17 protein-coding genes are annotated in these 17,324 nt (G+C 40.8%); 7 read left to right on the top strand and 10 right to left on the bottom strand.

What is annotated here, in order from left to right; genetic code table 11:
* The first annotated feature begins 35 nt into the window (after positions 1-35).
* Positions 36-1,379 (top strand): M24 family metallopeptidase, encoded by a 1,344-nt coding sequence (locus H5117_RS10140; protein ID WP_182737590.1) that lies wholly within the window; start codon positions 36-38, stop codon positions 1,377-1,379.
* A 52-nt stretch (positions 1,380-1,431) separates the two neighbouring features.
* Here the strand turns inward: H5117_RS10140 and speD are convergent, their stop codons facing one another.
* From speD to H5117_RS10100, 8 genes are all read right to left on the bottom strand, one after another.
* Positions 1,432-2,244: an adenosylmethionine decarboxylase gene (gene speD / locus H5117_RS10135; protein WP_024597058.1), complete on the bottom strand. Its 813-nt coding sequence runs from the start codon at positions 2,242-2,244 to the stop codon at positions 1,432-1,434.
* A gap of 88 nt (positions 2,245-2,332) precedes the next feature.
* Entirely contained in the window at positions 2,333-2,746 is a 414-nt protein-coding gene (locus H5117_RS10130) for an OsmC family protein (protein ID WP_002958863.1), read from the bottom strand.
* Positions 2,747-2,832: 86 nt separating this feature from the next.
* Positions 2,833-3,180, bottom strand: a complete 348-nt coding sequence (locus H5117_RS10125) for a DUF3802 family protein (protein ID WP_002958862.1) — start codon at positions 3,178-3,180, stop codon at positions 2,833-2,835.
* A 132-nt stretch (positions 3,181-3,312) separates the two neighbouring features.
* Entirely contained in the window at positions 3,313-4,782 is a 1,470-nt protein-coding gene (gene astD, locus H5117_RS10120; RefSeq protein ID WP_182693187.1) for a succinylglutamate-semialdehyde dehydrogenase, read from the bottom strand.
* Positions 4,783-4,797: 15 nt separating this feature from the next.
* A complete protein-coding gene (gene astA / locus H5117_RS10115) occupies positions 4,798-5,814 on the bottom strand; it encodes an arginine N-succinyltransferase (protein WP_182737589.1) in 1,017 nt (338 codons plus the stop codon).
* An 85-nt stretch (positions 5,815-5,899) separates the two neighbouring features.
* Complete coding sequence (locus H5117_RS10110; protein WP_182737588.1) at positions 5,900-7,105, bottom strand: aspartate aminotransferase family protein; 1,206 nt, start codon at positions 7,103-7,105, stop codon at positions 5,900-5,902.
* A gap of 379 nt (positions 7,106-7,484) precedes the next feature.
* Entirely contained in the window at positions 7,485-8,645 is a 1,161-nt protein-coding gene (locus H5117_RS10105; RefSeq protein WP_024596661.1) for an HDOD domain-containing protein, read from the bottom strand.
* Between the two features lie 43 nt (positions 8,646-8,688).
* Positions 8,689-9,270 (bottom strand): aminodeoxychorismate/anthranilate synthase component II, encoded by a 582-nt coding sequence (locus H5117_RS10100; protein ID WP_182737587.1) that lies wholly within the window; start codon positions 9,268-9,270, stop codon positions 8,689-8,691.
* Between the two features lie 549 nt (positions 9,271-9,819).
* Here H5117_RS10100 and H5117_RS10095 point away from each other — a divergent pair.
* Positions 9,820-10,062 (top strand): YdcH family protein, encoded by a 243-nt coding sequence (locus H5117_RS10095; protein ID WP_002958856.1) that lies wholly within the window; start codon positions 9,820-9,822, stop codon positions 10,060-10,062.
* 62 nt (positions 10,063-10,124) lie between these two features.
* On the opposite strand, the gene H5117_RS10090 is transcribed toward H5117_RS10095, so the two are convergent.
* Together H5117_RS10090 and H5117_RS10085 are read right to left on the bottom strand one after the other, a co-directional pair.
* Positions 10,125-10,445: an antibiotic biosynthesis monooxygenase gene (locus H5117_RS10090; protein ID WP_310737167.1), complete on the bottom strand. Its 321-nt coding sequence runs from the start codon at positions 10,443-10,445 to the stop codon at positions 10,125-10,127.
* A 35-nt stretch (positions 10,446-10,480) separates the two neighbouring features.
* A complete protein-coding gene (locus H5117_RS10085) occupies positions 10,481-11,311 on the bottom strand; it encodes an SDR family NAD(P)-dependent oxidoreductase (RefSeq protein ID WP_182737586.1) in 831 nt (276 codons plus the stop codon).
* A 267-nt stretch (positions 11,312-11,578) separates the two neighbouring features.
* On the opposite strand from H5117_RS10085, the gene galE reads away from it, so the two are divergent.
* Genes galE through H5117_RS10060 form a run of 5 tightly spaced genes read left to right on the top strand, consistent with a single transcriptional unit; the run spans position 11,579 to position 17,172 of the window.
* Positions 11,579-12,592 carry a UDP-glucose 4-epimerase GalE gene (galE, locus tag H5117_RS10080; RefSeq protein WP_182737576.1) on the top strand — a complete coding sequence of 338 codons (1,014 nt, stop codon included), beginning with the start codon at positions 11,579-11,581 and terminating at the stop codon, positions 12,590-12,592.
* A gap of 1 nt (position 12,593) precedes the next feature.
* Positions 12,594-13,658, top strand: coding sequence for a UDP-glucose--hexose-1-phosphate uridylyltransferase (locus tag H5117_RS10075; RefSeq protein WP_182737573.1), 1,065 nt, complete (start codon positions 12,594-12,596; stop codon positions 13,656-13,658).
* Entirely contained in the window at positions 13,648-14,796 is a 1,149-nt protein-coding gene (galK, locus tag H5117_RS10070) for a galactokinase (RefSeq protein ID WP_024606495.1), read from the top strand. The genes H5117_RS10075 and galK overlap by 11 nt, the downstream gene beginning before the upstream one ends.
* A gap of 19 nt (positions 14,797-14,815) precedes the next feature.
* Positions 14,816-15,820, top strand: a complete 1,005-nt coding sequence (locus H5117_RS10065) for a Gfo/Idh/MocA family protein (protein ID WP_182737572.1) — start codon at positions 14,816-14,818, stop codon at positions 15,818-15,820.
* A 29-nt stretch (positions 15,821-15,849) separates the two neighbouring features.
* Positions 15,850-17,172 (top strand): dienelactone hydrolase family protein, encoded by a 1,323-nt coding sequence (locus H5117_RS10060; RefSeq protein ID WP_182737570.1) that lies wholly within the window; start codon positions 15,850-15,852, stop codon positions 17,170-17,172.
* Positions 17,173-17,324 lie beyond the last annotated feature (152 nt).

Genomic DNA, 17,324 nt, shown 5'->3' with positions numbered 1-17,324 from the left:
TGTTATAAATTAACTAGCCTAAAAATAAAACAATTATGCACTTTACTAAACAACTCCTACTTTACGTAAGCTTGCTAACTACGCTTGTTTTAAGCCTCTTTGTTAAAGCCGATGACGCTCCCACTATTTTATCGATGAAAGAGCGCGCTGCGTTTATAGATAAAATAACTGAGCTTAGAGTTAATACCTTAATGCCCTCATTAATGAAGCAGCACAACACTGATATGTGGCTACTTATAAGTCGTGAATATAACGAAGATCCAATATTAAAAACAATGCTGCCTGCAACATGGCTTTCAGCCAGACGCACCACTATTTTGCTATTTGCACTTAATAAACAAGGTGGTGTTGATGCTTACGCTATTGCGCCTTATAAAATAGGTAACGTATTTAAAAAAGGGTGGGATAAACAAACACAACCAAGCCAGTGGGAAGCACTCAATACACTTATTGAGCAATACAAACCTCGCAACATTGCGCTTAATACTTCTACCGACTGGGCACATGCCGATGGCCTTGTGCTAGGTGATTACAAAACCTTAATGGCTAACTTACCCGCCACTTATCACAATAAAATAATTTCTGCAGAGCCGCTTGCTGTTGCGTGGTTAGAACAACGCATTCCTGAAGAAGTTGAAATGTATAAACATATTGTGGCTATTGCTCATCATATTATTGCAGAGGGGTTTTCGGGTAAAACAATTACGGTGGGTAAAACAACTAGCGATGACTTGGTATGGTGGTTTAGAGAGCGCGTAAAAGAGCTAAAACTACAAACATGGTTTCATCCAAGCGTTGCTATTCAACGCGCCGATGCGAAGTCGTTTAATCATGAAGAAAGCTTTACCAATGGCTACGATGATAACGTTATACAAGCCGGTGATTTACTTCATGTCGATTTTGGGATTACTTATTTACGCTTAAATACCGACACGCAGCAGCATGCGTATGTGCTCAAAGAAAACGAAACGAGTGCGCCTAGTTACTTAGTTGAAGCACTAAAAAGCGGTAATAAACTCCAAGATATATTTACCAATCAATTTGCGGTAGGAAAAACCGGTAATGAAGTTTTAGCTGCAGCACGAAAAGCCGCTATTGCTCAGGGATTAAAACCCACTATTTATACTCATCCTCTTGGCTATCATGGTCATGCTGCTGGTACTACATTAGGTATGTGGGATTCTCAGCAAGGTGTACCGGGAGATGGGGACTATCCGCTACATTTAAATACGGCTTACTCAATTGAGCTTAACAATGCGGTGTTTATAAAGCAGTGGAATAAAGAAATAAGAATAATGCTAGAGGAAGATGCTATTTTTGATAAAAGCGGTGTCTGGTATTTAAATGGCCGACAAACACAATTATTGCTTATAAAATAAAGCAAAAAAAATGGCGCTCACTGAGCGCCATTTTTAATTTAATTCGTTGCTATTATTCTGTATCTGGCAGGTTACGGCCATAGAATATTTCTTGCATTTCGCGAGTCAGCTTAGAGCGAATTTCGTCTTCTTCTTCGTCCGATAACTCATCAGTAGAAAGGCCGAATAAATAGGTATTTAAGTCGGTTTCTTTTAACATCATTTTAGTATGGAACAGGTTTTCTTGATACACGTTCACGTCCATCATCTGGTACGCTTCTTTTGTATCTTCTGTCATGAAGTTTTGAATCGAGCTAATAGCATGATCAATGTAGTGCTTAACACCGTTTATGTCGCGGGTAAAACCACGTACGCGGTAGTCTATTGTTACTACGTCTGACTCAAGGCTATGAATTAAGAAGTTTAACGCTTTAAGTGGCGAAATAATGCCACAGGTAGATACTTCAATATCAGCACGGAATGTACAAATACCATCATCAGGGTGAGCTTCTGGGTATGTGTGTACACAAATATGGCTTTTATCTAGGTGTGCAACAACTGAATCAGGTAATGGGCCCGGTGCTTCGTCAGCATCGTAATTTTGCTGCTCTTCTACTGGTTCTTCTGAAACCAAAATAGTTACACTTGCGCCTTGCGGTTCATAATCTTGGCGCGCTACATTTAAAATGTTAGCACCAATAATATCAACAACTTCACCTAAAATATCGGTTAGTCTATCTGCACTGTACTGCTCATCGATATATTCAATATATTCTTTACGTTGTTGCTCGGTCTTTGCGTAACAAATATCATAAATACTAAAGCTTAAACTTTTGGTTAAATTGTTAAAGCCATGAAGTTTAAGTTTATCGAAGGGTTTGTTCATAATAAACCAACCTATAAATTAGTGGGTTCTGCACCTGCAGAATGAAAAGTTCGCGGATTTTATACGAATTTTCCTCGTGGAAAAAGCGTTATTTTGCTTGATCTTGCACAACTTCGTGGCTATGCGTAATTTCTACTGTTTTATCAAGCATTAATGCAACCGAGCAATACTTTTCAGCAGAGAGTGAAACTGCACGTGCAAGGTGCTTTTCAGACACATTATTGCCTTTAACAACAAAGTGTAAGTTGATTTTGGTAAACACGCGCGGTGCTGTTTCGGCGCGTTCTGCACTAAGTTGCACTTGTACGTCTGAAAAATCTTGTTTAGCTTTTTTTAAAATACTAACCACATCAACTGAAGAGCAACAGCCAACTGACATTAAAACCATTTCCATTGGGCTTGGTGCTGCGCTATCGCTGCCGCCATCAAACACAACATTGTGGTTAGAATTAGAACGGCCAATAAACGTATCGCCTTCAACCCATTTTACATTTGCTTGCATTGTTATATCTCAAAAAAATATTTTCTTGATTGTAAGCAACTTAGCCGTAGTTGCAAATGAAAATGCAACGCAGGGCTATAAAATGGCTAAGATTGTTGTGCTAATGCGCTATCAAAGAGGTTTTTTACTAAACCTGCAAATTCATCTATAAAGGCATGCTGTTCAACCGTGACAGGCTGTGAGGTGATGCTGCTGAGGACTTCTTCTAAATCGTAAACTATGCCATCAACTTCACGTACAATTTGACTACGCTGCTCTGTGTTGAGGTCTGTGTGCTGCTCGCAAATAAGCATCACATTTTGTGCAATAACGTCTTCGATTAATTCCATTACTGTTGGAGCGCCTGGTTTTATTTCGCCTGGCTTCTCAAACAATGCTAAATTTTGAGTTAGATACATGATCAAATCATCGTACCCTTGCCTATCTAAAACCATTATGCGAACCACCTAAATATATTTAATTATGCTGATTTAAGCAGAAAGAGTCGGTAATTACTAGCCTTGTACGATAGCAATACAAAAAAAGCAGCCGAAGCTGCTTTTATAATGATTAAGTAGTATTACTACTTAATCTATTTTTAAACCTGGGCTTAGTGTTGCTGGCATCGCTACTTTTTCAAGCTCTACTGAAGCAACTGGGTATGCACAGTAATCAGCTGCGTAATACGCGCTTGCTCTGTGATTGCCCGATGCGCCAATACCACCAAATGGTGCTGCGCTTGACGCGCCAGTAATTGGGCGGTTCCAGTTAACAATACCAGCGCGAATACGACGTAAAAAATGGTCGTAATCTGCTGCACTATCACTTAATAAACCAGCCGATAAACCAAAGGTTGTATCGTTTGCTTTATCAATGGCTTGGTCAAAGTCGTCAAAGCGGAATACTTTTAAAAGTGGTCCAAAATGCTCTTCATCTGGGAAGTCACTAATATTTGTACACTCAATAATACCTGGTGTTACAAAGCCAGTATTAGCTGTGTGCTCAAGCTCTACTAATACTTGAGCGCCAAGCTCAACAAGCTCGTTTTGCGCTTTAACCATGCCCGCTGCTGCCGCTGATGAGATCATAGAGCCCATAAATGGCTGGTCTGCATCATCGTAGTTACCTACTTTAATCGCTTTAGTTGCAGTGATAAGGCGCTCTAAAATTACATCGCCTTTGCTACCTTTAGGTAAAAACAGTTTACGTGCACATGTACAACGCTGGCCGCTTGAGATAAACGCTGATTGAATAATATCGTGAACAACCGCTTTAGTGTCTTCAACGTCAGTAATAATAAGTGGATTATTACCACCCATTTCTAGCGCTAAAATTTTACCCGGTTGACCCGCAAACTGTTCATGTAAAATATGACCAGTACGCGAAGAACCCGTAAAGAACAAGCCATCAATCCCTTTGTGAGCAGCAAGGGCTTTACCCGTTTCTACTTCACCTTGAACGAGGTTGATTACACCGGCTGGTAAGCCTGCTTTTTCCCACAGTTTAAGCGTAAGCTCGGCAACTTTAGGAGTCAGTTCAGACGGTTTAAATACAACCGTGTTACCTGCTAAAAGCGCTGGCACAATGTGGCCATTAGGTAAGTGACCCGGAAAGTTATACGGACCAAATACGGCTACAACCCCATGTGGCTTATGACGAATCATCGCGCGGCCAAGTGGCATTGCGTTTTCTACGTCGCCAGTGCGCTCTAAAAATGCTTTTTCAGAAATGGCAATTTTACCAACCATAGCACCCGCTTCTGTGCGCGTTTCCCACAGTGGCTTACCTGTTTCTTGTGCGATAGTAATAGCGAGTTCTTCGCTGTTTTCTTTTAATTGCGCTGCGAATGCTTTAATTATTTCTAAACGCTCAGTAAAGCTTTTATCAGCCCATGCATAAAACGCTTCGCGCGCTGCATTTACTGCGGTGTCTACTTGCGCCGCAGTTGCTGATGATGCCTGCCAAATAACGTCGTTATTTGCAGGGTTTACTGAATTAAATTCTGTGCCTTGGCCTTGTGACCATTGACCATTAATAAATTGTGCAGGATGAGTCATATACTTTCTCCTAAATTAAATCGTGGTTGCACTAACAATATCGCCAGTTTGCAATTGCAATGCATCTGCTACTTCTTGCGATAAAATAAGGCTTTTTGCGCGCTCGTCAAATGTCATTGGTGCAACGGTTGCTCTAAAATCTTCAAGCTTTTCGTTAGCTAGTAACACCATGGTGTCGCCAGTCATTTCGCCAATTTCAACGTTAAAGTTATTTGCATTACGAATCGTCGCAATGTTATCTACTTTTGCTTCAACCGTTGGGCCGCCGTCAAAAATGTCTACATAGCCATTAAACGTAAAGCCTTCGCTTTTTAATAACTCGATTGCTGGGCGTGTGTTGTCGTGTACTTTACCTATTACGGCTTGCGCATCTTTACTTAGCAAATTTACATAAATTGGGTATTTAGGCATTAGTTCAGCAATGAAAACCTTTTGGCCAATACCTGTTAGGTAGTCGGCTGTTGGAAAATCCATTGAGAAAAAGTGCTCTTCAAGCCACTGCCAAAAAGGGCTACTGCCGTTTTCGTCAGACACACCGCGCATTTCTGCAATCACTGTTTGTGCAAAACGCTCTTGATGCTGCTTTATAAACATAAAGCGCGCTTTTGAAAGTAGCTTACCGTTACAATTTTTACGATAGCCATCTTTTAAAAACAATGTGCAAAGCTCTGTAGCGCCTGTGTAGTCGTTACATAGCGTTAAAATATCAACCGCTTTATATACGTTTAATGTGCGCGAAGAGTGAATCACTTTACTTAAGTGATAATGATAAAATGCATCATCAAGCCCTACCGCAGCTTCAATTGCAGACGTACCTACAACATCACCGGTTTCGCTATCTTCAAGAACAAACAGGTAGCCTTCGTCACCGGGTTGTGACGTTTGCTTAGCAAATGAACTTACAGAATGGTCTATTTTCTTTTGCAATAGTTCTTCGTTTAATGGCAAAGACGTAAAACCATGCCCAGATTCGTGGGCAATTTTCAGTAATGCTGAGTAATCATTTTGCTGGATTGGGCGAAGGATCATCATGAGTCCGCTTGCTCCCTTATAAATAACGGTAAATAGGAATTGCAGGGCAAGCGGTGCTTGCCCTTAATTGGTTGGCTTAAGTCGCTTATGCGTTTACTACGCTTGCTACTGCTTTTTCAAAGCGTGCCATACCTTCGCGAATGTCCGCTTCAGGAATTACTAAAGATGGAGTGAAACGTATTACGTCTGCACCGGCAACTAGTGACATAAGGCCTTGCTCAGTACCTGCCACTAAAAACTCTTTTGCACGACCTTTGTATTGCTCGTTCACTACTGCACCAATTAATAAACCTTGGCCACGGATTTCGCTAAATACGTTGTATTTTTCGTTAACCGCGCTCAGTAGTTCATTAAATAATGCTGCTTTTTCTTTTACGCCAGCCAGTACGTCTGGGGTATTTACTGTATCAAATGCCGCTTCTGCAACAGCACAGGCAAGCGGGTTACCGCCATAAGTAGAACCATGTGTGCCTACTTTAAGGTGCTGTGCAATTTCAGTTGTTGTGATCATAGCGCCAATAGGAAAACCGCCGCCAAGTGCTTTAGCCGAAGTTAAAATATCAGGTACTACGTTTAAGCCTTGGTATGCATATAAATCGCCAGTACGACCAACACCTGTTTGAACTTCATCAAAAATAAGCAGTGCGTTATGTTTAGTACATAAATCGCGAACGCCTTGAGCAAACTCATCAGTTGGTGAAACAATACCGCCTTCACCTTGTAGAGGTTCCATCATTACGGCACATGTTTTATCGCTGATAAGTGCTTCAAATGCAGCAAGGTCATTGTAATCACAATGTACAATGTCGCCAGGCTTAGGACCAAAACCATCTGAATATGCAGCTTGGCCGCCAACAGTTACGGTAAAGAATGTACGACCGTGGAAACCTTTGTTGAACGCGATGATTTGTGATTTTTCTGCGCCAAACTTATCAAGTGCAAAACGACGCGCTAATTTAAGCGCGGCTTCGTTTGCTTCTGCGCCAGAGTTGGCAAAGTAAACTTTTTCAGCAAATGTCGCATCAACCATTTTTTTAGCTAGGCGAAGTGCCGGCTCATTGGTCATTACGTTAGATAGATGCCAGATTTTTTCGCCTTGCTCTTTTAATGCGCCTACTAATGCAGGGTGGCAATGGCCAAGACAGTTAACTGCAATACCACCAGCAAAGTCGATAAACTCTCGACCTTGTTGATCCCATACGCGAGAGCCTTCGCCTCGAACAGGAATTACGCTTGAAGGTGCGTAGTTAGGAACCATTACGTGATCAAATAATTCGCGATTGACTGTCATTTTATTTCCTCTTAATTGTGAGCAACACAAAACATCAAAATAGGTGTTTGGTTAATATTTGTAACCAACTTTATAGGCAAGATCAGTAACCTGATAATTGCGCAAAATTGCTTTGTGGTTCAATTTTCAGACGCACATTATTTCAGAATTACTTATATCTGTCTCGTTAAAAACTTTCATGTATCCCTTGAAAATAAAGGGCTAAAGATATTATTTCATAGATAGTGAATAACTATTTGCATAGCTATTTATGCTTATTTTTAGGCAACTAACCGCATGAGTACAGAGGCGCACACGCTTTAATCGGCAAATATGTAATATAACAATAAGATGAGAATGAATGGTTAGTCGCAAAAAAATTAACAAAAAATTCAGATTTTTAGTCAATTTGAATAGCTAAATTGGTAAAATTACTCGATTGGAGGGTTTTTAGTTCCGTTTTAGTGAACTTAAAGTGCGAAAACCAGCTTAGAGCTTCATCAGGTTCAATAAGTTGATGTTCTTTTAAATTAAGATATTGAGAATAGCACCGTGCCTTTAGCATTACTTCTGTTAATGGCAGTAATGTATCGACCTTATCTACCCCATTTACTAGCTGCTGCATTACCCCTTTAAACGGTAAATATTTAAAAGCCATTTTGTCTATTACCTTAGCGCTTACTTCTATCGATTTATTGCTAAGTAGAGTAGTTAAAAATAGCGGGTCGGGCTGAAGCTCTAATAATGCGGTGTGTAAATCTTTTTGGTTTTCATTTCGGGCTAGCTGTACTTTACGTTGCCATATTTGCTCAAACGTTTTTAAGTACAAGCGCACTAATGCAATTCGCCCTACATCTAAAAGCATACCAAGGGTAAATGCATGAACGTCATTTACATTATTAATTTGTGCAATTTTTTGCGCTGCAATCGCGTTTGCCATGGCACTGTCACGTAAACGACGCTTTAATAACGAAAATGGTTCGGTGCTATGTGGCATCCAATGGCGGGCAGCAAATGTAGGAATAACTAGCTGTAAGTTATCAAGGCCAATATAACGAAGGGCAAGCGATGGTTTATCTACTTTTACAGACGTGTTTTTACTACGTTGATTACGATAGTAAGGTAAATTAACGAGCGTTACTAACTCCCTACCCAACCAGCTTATATCATTAACCAATGGCTCTAAACGCCCTACCGACGCTGACTTTACCGCTAATATATCGAGTATATTGGCAATACCATCTTCAATACCTATGGTGCTATGAATTACGCCATCTATATCTTCGAGCTGCTTATATATAGCTGTTTCAATTGTTTTGTGCAGTTGCTCACTGGCTTGAGCGCGGTACTTATGATGTGCAGTACTGCTTTGCTGGCGTTTATTCTGTGCGGCCACTTCAACCTGCAGCAAGGTACGCTGCTTCATGGGTTCGCCGTAATCTATATCTAATGTATGAATGAAACCAATTTGCTGATGCGCAAAGCTATGCCCAAGCAATAAGTCATGAGCTCGTTGGCTTAGTATTTTGGCAGTACGCTGCTGGGCTACAAGTTCAGTCATGACATCCATTAATAAAGTATAAAATGCTATGTGTATTATAACATTAGAAGCGAGTTAAAAAGTTATCAAGCAGTTCTAAGCCTTGAGCAGTTAAAATAGCTTCGGGATGAAACTGCACACCTTCGATAGCAAGTTCATTGTGTAACAACCCCATAATTTCGTCAAACTCGCCTTGCTCAGTTTGAGTCCATGCGGTTACTTCAAGCTCTTTAGGCAGAGTTTGCGCTTTAACCACTAAAGAATGATAACGACATACCGTTAACGGATTAGCTAAGCCTTTAAACACCCCTTTATTAGTATGAACTATGGGTGATGTTTTACCGTGCATTACTTTTTTAGCACGAACTACATCTCCTCCTAAAGCTTGTGCGATAGTTTGATGCCCCAAGCAAATCCCTAAAATAGGATATTGCCCTTTTAGTTGCTCAACAACATTTAGTGAAATACCCGCTTCGTTAGGGGTGCATGGCCCTGGCGATAACACGATGTGCTGCGGGTTTAACTGTTTTATTTGTGCAATGCTTAGCTCATCATTACGTTTCACTAAAACGTCTTGATCTAAACGCTGAAAATATTGCACTAAGTTGTAAGTAAACGAATCGTAGTTGTCGATCATCAACAGCATTACACAACAGACCTTATAAATTATTGACCACTACTTTACACAAGTGGTACTAAGCGCTGCATTCTACCACTATTAATTAACCAACATAAATTAGCAAAAAGCGTTAAAAATTAACTCTTTTAGCTAAAATGCTTAAAAGCCTTTAGCGGGTATTGGTTTACTAACTTGAACTCTGGTTAAGAGATTTACTAACGTATTGAATCATGATGATATTTAAATTTATTTTCTCTAGCCAGAGATTCCTTGCACCTTGAGCAATAATATCGAACCCTAAGCTTTTTACGATTAGTTAATACACCTACGTAGGCTGTATACCCCAACAATAAATTATTGACCTCTAAAGTACGTGCATTTATTGATCGCACTATTAAACACTTTGGTGAAATGCCTTACTGAGCAAAATAAACAGATTGCTTGTGCTACATCAAATTAGCGGCTCGATGGTTGAATTATATCTATGTAAGCCCCAGTGTATTATATGAAAGGCAGTAATTCACTTATACAACTCACTTACTTGTGAGCTCATTTATATCCTACTAAGGAGCGAATATGTTAGGCGAAGACCACTCATTAACAAATGACTTTCCAGAGTACTTAAAGACCATTGCCGAGTTAAATGAAAGCGATACTGAATTTGCAAAAAAAGCAGATAAGTACGACAAGCTAGATAAAGAGATTAGAGTGTTAGAGCTCAAAGATGCGCCCATAAGCGATGAACAAATGCATCTATTAAAACACGAACGTACAGAATTAAAAGATTGGTTATACGAGCGCTTGCAGCAAGAGCAGTAATGCCACTAAAAAAAGAGCTCACTGATGAGGTGAGCTCTTTAGATCAACAATGGGTATTTTCTCTAAAACTTTACAAAGCCACCCACAGGTTTCATAAATACACTGCTTAGGCCTGCAAAGGCTTGTGCAAACTCTTCTGATAATTGACTAAATACCGTTACTTTATCCATATCAACTACGCTTAAAAATAGTGGGCCACTTTCGCCCCAACCAGCAAGATGCGCTTTAGCAGCATCTTCATCTTGGTAACGCTCGTAAATATGTACATTGCGCTTGTCTTCACTTACTGTCCACTCATACATTAAAGTGCCCGCTTCACTTTTAGCCAAAGTAACTAATTGTGCCATTACCAGTAAAAACTCATCGTATTTACCTTCTTTAATTTGGCCTTGTACTGTCTAGGTAACATGATTTTTCATTATGCTTTACCTAATTTAAGCTGTGCTAAAATACTGTCTAACGTATCTACTAGTTGTTGATTTTTAGCATTATTAAGTGCATCAACATGAGGAGGAGCAAAGCGTCCTGTATCGTTATCAAAATACAGGCCTGCGGCACCTTTAAATTCATCACTAAGCGCTGCGCGACAAAAAATATCTGCGCCAATTTTTAAATCCCCACCATCTATACCGTAAGCGTCTTTTACCATTTTGCTTCCCAGTAAAGATTTAGGGTTTACCGATACAACTAATGGCCCAGTATCTTTAAGCTCAAGCCCTAAATGACGCGACCACATAGTAATAGCCAATTTACTTTGTGTATAAGCCGCACTATCAGAAAGTTCAGTGTTACCCATAAGTGCATTTAAGTTAACGCTTGATTGCGCAGCTGATGACACATTAACCACTCGCGAATCATGACCAAGGACAGGTAATAATAGTTTTGTAAGAAGATATGGCGCAATCGTGTTTACAACAAAGCGGGCATCAAGGCCGTCAATTGTTGTAGCATCAACTAATTGATAAACGCCTGCATTATTAATAAGTACGTCAAGCTGGTTATTATTTTCGGCCAAATCGGCTAATACATTTTTTGCCAAAGTTTGAACTTGGCTCATATCGCTTAAATCAGCAATATAAGTATGTGTACTTGCATTTGGGTATTGCTCGGTTAAAGCTACTTGTAGCGCATTGAGCTTTGCTTGGCTGCGGCCATGTAATAATACGGTGTGACCTTGTGCTAATAACATCTTTGCAGTTTCTAGCCCAATGCCATCGGTTGCGCCGGTAAGTAAAATTGTTTTGTTCATGTTGATCTCTCCTTACTTTATTTTCGCTATATTAGCACCCCGACTTACTGCTGATAATTAGGCCAATAGTTGAATCAGTTTATAGAATTAATTGATAAAGCTAAGCCTATGTTAGTTAATATAAAAGTATTCCTTTAAAAGGCAGATGAGTGTTTAAGCTGAATATTTTTTATGCTTTTATTTGAATTACTCAGCAATCATAACTATTGTTTTTAAACCACCTTAATAGTAGTATTTATCATATAAATACACTTTTCGAGAAATAACATGAAAGTTTTAGTTACTGGCGGCATGGGTTACATAGGTAGCCACACATGTATTGCATTGCATGAAGCAGGTATTACGCCTGTTATTTATGATAACTTGTCTAATGCAAGTGCGCGGGTACTTGACCAACTCGAAAAGATTACGGGTACTCGGTTTGAGTTTATTTTGGGCGACATACAAGACGAGCAACTGTTTAAGCTCGCTCTAAAAAATACTAAAGCCGAAGCTGTCTTTCACTTTGCAGCTTTAAAAGCCGTTGGCGAATCTACCGAGCAACCGCTGCGTTATTATCAAAATAACGTGTCGGGCACATTAAGCATGCTACAAAACATGCAAGATGAAGACGTTAACCATATTATATTTAGCTCATCGGCTACAGTATACGGCGAGCCAGACTACCTCCCTATTGACGAAAAGCACCCTATACGCGCAACGAACCCTTATGGTTGGACTAAAGTCATGGTTGAACAAGCCATGCAAGACGTATGTAATGCCAACAGTCAATTTATGGGTATTGCGCTTCGTTACTTTAACCCAGTAGGTGCACACCCAAGTGGTTTATTAGGTGAAAGTCCTAATGGTATTCCTAATAACTTAATGCCATTTATTGCCCAAACTGCAGTAGGTAAACGTGACGTGGTTAATATTTTTGGTGACGACTACGACACCGAAGATGGCAAAGGTGTGCGCGACTATATTCATGTTTTAGATTTAGCTAAAGGTCATGTTGCGGCATTTATGCAGCATAAAACAGATACCGCATTTCATGCTTACAACTTAGGCACAGGGCAAGGTTATTCTGTGCTTGATATGATCAACGCATTTAGCGCATCAGCCAATAAAGATATTCCGTATAAGATTGCACCGCGCCGAGCAGGTGATATTGCCTGTAACTACGCCGATGCCACAAAAGCGCAAAACACACTTAACTGGCACGCAGAACTAACACTTAGCGACATGACAAACGACACATGGCGCTGGCAAACTAATTACCCAAGTGGGTTGGAGAGTTAACATGGCTTTATTAGAAAGTACTCACAGACGTAAAAATCCGCTAACGGGTCGTTGGGTATTAGTGTCACCACATCGTAATAACCGTCCATGGTTAGGCGCAACAGAAGCCGTTAACGAAAACGTATTACCAAAACACGATGAAAACTGCCCACTTTGCCCAAGTAATACCCGTGCAAATGGCGACAGTAACCCTGATTATAAATACACACACGTATTTAGAAATGACTTTGGCGCATTAACACCTAATGCCAGCGAGCAATTACAAAGCTTAGAGTCAGACAGCGATTTATTTATTGCCGACGAAGCCAGTGGCGAATGCCGCGTAATTTGTTTTTCTCCAGAGCATAATAAAACACTTCCAGAGCTTGAGCACGATGCATTGCACGAAGTAGTAAAAACCTGGAAAGAAAATTACACAGAGCTTGCACAGCAGTACGAATGTGTACAAGTTTTTGAAAATAAAGGCGAGATCATGGGTTGTTCGCAACCTCATCCTCACGGCCAAGTTTGGGCTCACTCGCATTTATCAACCGAAATAGAAGCCGAAGATACCCAGCAGCTCGCCTATTATAAAAAGCATGGCACAGCTATGCTTGCCGATTACGCGCAAAAAGAGCAAGCAGATCAAACACGTGTTGTATTTGAAAACGAACATTGGCTTGTTGTTGTGCCATTTTGGGCAGCATGGCCGTTTGAAACAATGCTAGTAACTAAAGATAACATTCAAAACTTTAGCCAGCTAAACGATGCGCAAACAGACTCTTTGGCTCAGGCACTTAAAGTATTAACCACTAAGTACGACAACGTATTTAATTGCAGCTTCCCATACTCAATGGGGTGGCACAATGCACCGGCTAACAGAGGCTCTGATGAGCAACATTGGCGTTTGCATGCCCATTTTTATCCGCCGCTACTTCGCTCTGCTACTGTTAAAAAACACATGGTAGGCTACGAAATGCTAGGCGAAAGCCAGCGCGATTTAAGCGCAGAAACCGCTGCTTCTATTTTAAAAGCAGCCAGTACAACACACTATAAAGATACAGCAGGACACACAGATGAAGCTTAACGAATTCCAACAACAATTTTTGTCACTGTATGGCGCGCCTGCTCAAGGTATTGCAGCAGCACCGGGGCGTGTAAACCTTATTGGCGAATTTACCGACTACAACGACGGTTTTGTTTTACCGTGTTCGTTAGAGTTTCGTACCCAAGTGATGTTTAAAGAGCGCGACGACAATATTATTACTGTGCATTCTTTAAATTACCCAGGCGAAAAAGACAGCTTTAGTGTTGATGAAGAAATCACTGAAGGCCAGTCGCAATGGGGTAACTACATTCGTGCTGTTACTTATGTTCTTAAAAGAGCGGGCTACACACTGCGTGGCGCCGACCTACTTATTGACAGCAACTTACCGCAAGGTAGTGGCTTGTCGTCATCGGCCGCACTAGAAGTTGCTGTAGGCGGTATGTTTAACCATATTGCACAGCTTGGTTTACCGCCAGAGCAAATTGCGCTATTTGGTCAAGAAGCCGAAAACGACTTTATGCATTGCCAATGCGGCATTATGGATCAGCTTATTTCAGCTAAAGGCGAGAATGGTCATGCACTATTAATCGACTGTGAAAACCTCGCAACCAAATCAGTTAAAGTTCCTGATGATTTAAATATTGTTATTGTTAATTCAAACTACCCGCGTAAGTTGGTTGATAGCGAATACAACCAGCGCCGTATTGACTGCGAACAAGCTGCTGTAAAAATGGGTGTAGAAACACTTCGCCAAGCCACCATGGCTGGCCTGCAAGCAGTAAAAGCGACATTAAGCGAAAACGAATATAAACGTGCACACCACGTAATTAGCGAAAACGACCGTGTAATTGCAGCAACTACTGCACTACAAAATAACGATATGGATGCACTTCGCACGCTAATGGCAGCATCGCATCAATCACTTAAACACGACTTTGAAGTAACCGTACCTGCAACCGATGGCTTAGTAGAAATTTGTAAAGAAGCGATGGGCGAGCGTGGCGCAGTTCGTATGACAGGGGGTGGTTTTGGTGGCGCAATTGTATGTTTATGTCGTGATGCGGAAGTACCACTAATTAAAGCAGCGGTAGAAAAGCATTACTTTGAACGCTTTAATTTAAATGCTGATATTTACGTATGTTCAGCGGGTTCAGGATTACAAATTACGTCTTTTTAAATAAACTTAAGGAATAAGCATGGCAAAGGTTAATTGGGGAATTATTGGGTGTGGCAATATAGCTCACACCTTTGCTACAAGCATTGCGCATTGCAGTGATGCACAGCTTATTGGCGCGGCATCAACGAGTATACAGCGCGCTAAAGAATTTGCCACACCGTACAATATTCAAGGCTATGAAAGCTATCAAGCTCTTATGCAATGCCCAAATATAGATGCTATTTATATTGCCAATACCCACGATCAACACTTTAAAACGATAGCCCAATGCTTAAAACACAATAAGCACGTGCTAAGCGAAAAACCAATCACCGTTAATGCTAAGCAGTTGCAAAGTCTCACTGAGCTTGCCAAGCAACAAAACTGCTTTTTAATGGAAGGCGTTTGGATGCGGTTTTTACCAGCCATAGTAAAATTACAACAGCTCCTAAGTGAAGGTGTTATTGGTAATGTGCACAGTGTTAATGCCAACTTTAGTTTACCTGGCAGCTTTGCCGACACTCACCGATTAATGAACCCTGTAACAGCGGGTGGCGCCCTGCTCGATTTAGGTATTTATCCTATTTCGATTGCTGATGTGGTATTTAATAAAGCCCCTGAACACATCAACTCCTTTGTACATAAAAGCACAACCGGCGTTGATGAGCGAAGCACTGCTATAGTTGATTACGGTAATGGGCAATTTGCATCTCTTGCCAGCGCACTGCAGCAAAATGGCCCAACAGAAGCATGTATTAATGGTGAGCTTGGCTATATTCGAATACCTCAGTTTGTAGGTGCACAAACGCTAAAGCTACACATAAAAGACCAAGACCCTCAGTACTTTGAATACAACTTTAGTGACGATGAAAACTTTAAGTTTGAAATTGCACATGTCACGCAGTGTATATTACAAAAACAAACTCAAAGCAGCGTGTTGCCCCTCAGTACTAGCTTACGAGTTATGAACATAATGGATACCTTGCGAGCACAGTGGCAGCTGCAATACAGCAATGCCGTCGAGTCGGCTGAACTGACTAATTAAAAAATAAAAATACACAACAAGGACACACAATGACACACACACTCAAGGCGCTTTCAAAAGCCATATTACTTGCAACGTGCAGTTTATCTGCCAGTGTAGCTGTTGCTGAATCTAATAAACCAGAGCAGCTATACCCGCCAATCACTAGCGAAGTACTGCCAGAGCTTGCAGCTAAAGGTAGCTACAATGTAGGTGTGCAAACACTTGATTTAGTTAACCCTGCGCAATTTGACCCCGCTACACAAGGTCAAAAAGATCGTCCTTTAAAAGTAGAGGTGTGGTATCCGGCTGCAAATACAGCAAAAGCGCTACTTACCAGCTACACAGATGAAACTCGCTCAGGTAAGGAGTTTACTTTGCAAGCCGATGCAATGCGTGATGTCGTCATTAATAATAAAGAGCACTACCCTGTCATTGTGCTTTCGCACGGTTATACCGGTTACCGTACAATTATGTACTACCTTGGCGAGCATTTAGCGTCGCACGGTTACATTGTTGTAGCTATTGACCATACTGACTCAACCAATGCCGATGTTGATTTTGAAAACGCACCGTTTTCTGGCTTTTTTAGCACGCTTATAAATCGCTCACGCGATCAGCAGTTTGTAATTAATTACTTTAATGAGCAAAACAACTTTGCCAGCAAGCAGGTAGATAACAAAAGCGCAGGTGTAATTGGTTACTCAATGGGTGGCTATGGCGCGGTAAATACGATAGGTGGTTGTTACGCTTTTAATGAGCAAACTACGGCTATGTTTACGGGTATGAAAGACCCAGCTCAAATTAAAAAAGTACAGCAATTACTAAACAGCTGCGCTGGTGGACAATACCAAAACCCAAAAATAGACCCTCGCATAAAAGCGATGGTGGCCTTTGCACCATGGGGCGGACAGCACGCTATATTTGATGCCAAAGCAATGGAAAATATTAAAGTACCTTCGCTTTATGTAGCTGGTGACTTAGATGACATTTCAGGCTATGAAGGCATTAAAAGTCTTTATGAACAAACAGGCAGCAAAGATAAGTACATGCTTACTTACAAAAATGCACGCCATAATATAGCACCACACCCAGCCCCTGCTATTGCACAAAGCAGCAGTGAGCTAGATATAGGCCATTACTATGAGCCTTCGTGGTCTATGCGCACACTAAACGAGACCAACAAACACTTTGTACTTGCCATGATGGATTGCCACGTAAAAGGCATAGCCAGCGAGTGTAAATACTTAGATTTACCACAAAACGGCGACCAAGCTGTTGTTGATGGTAAGCCGCTGCCACAGTGGCGCGGGTTTGATAATCGCTTTTCTACCGGTATGGATTGGCAACAAGCTAAACCTCACACCAAGTAATAATAAGCTTTAAGCGGTTGTTTTAATCAATAGCCGCATACGCCCTTAAAATAATGCAAAAATAAAACGCCTTTTATATAAAAGAGTTACCAGCAAATATTGGCGTGTTTATTTTTTAATCTGCTATTTTAAGAAAAAACCATTGCCATTAA

Origin of the sequence: Pseudoalteromonas sp. SG45-1, from assembly GCF_014164135.1 — a bacterium.
Lineage (GTDB): Bacteria > Pseudomonadota > Gammaproteobacteria > Enterobacterales > Alteromonadaceae > Pseudoalteromonas > Pseudoalteromonas distincta.
This window is presented reverse-complemented; position numbering and strand designations above follow the sequence as displayed.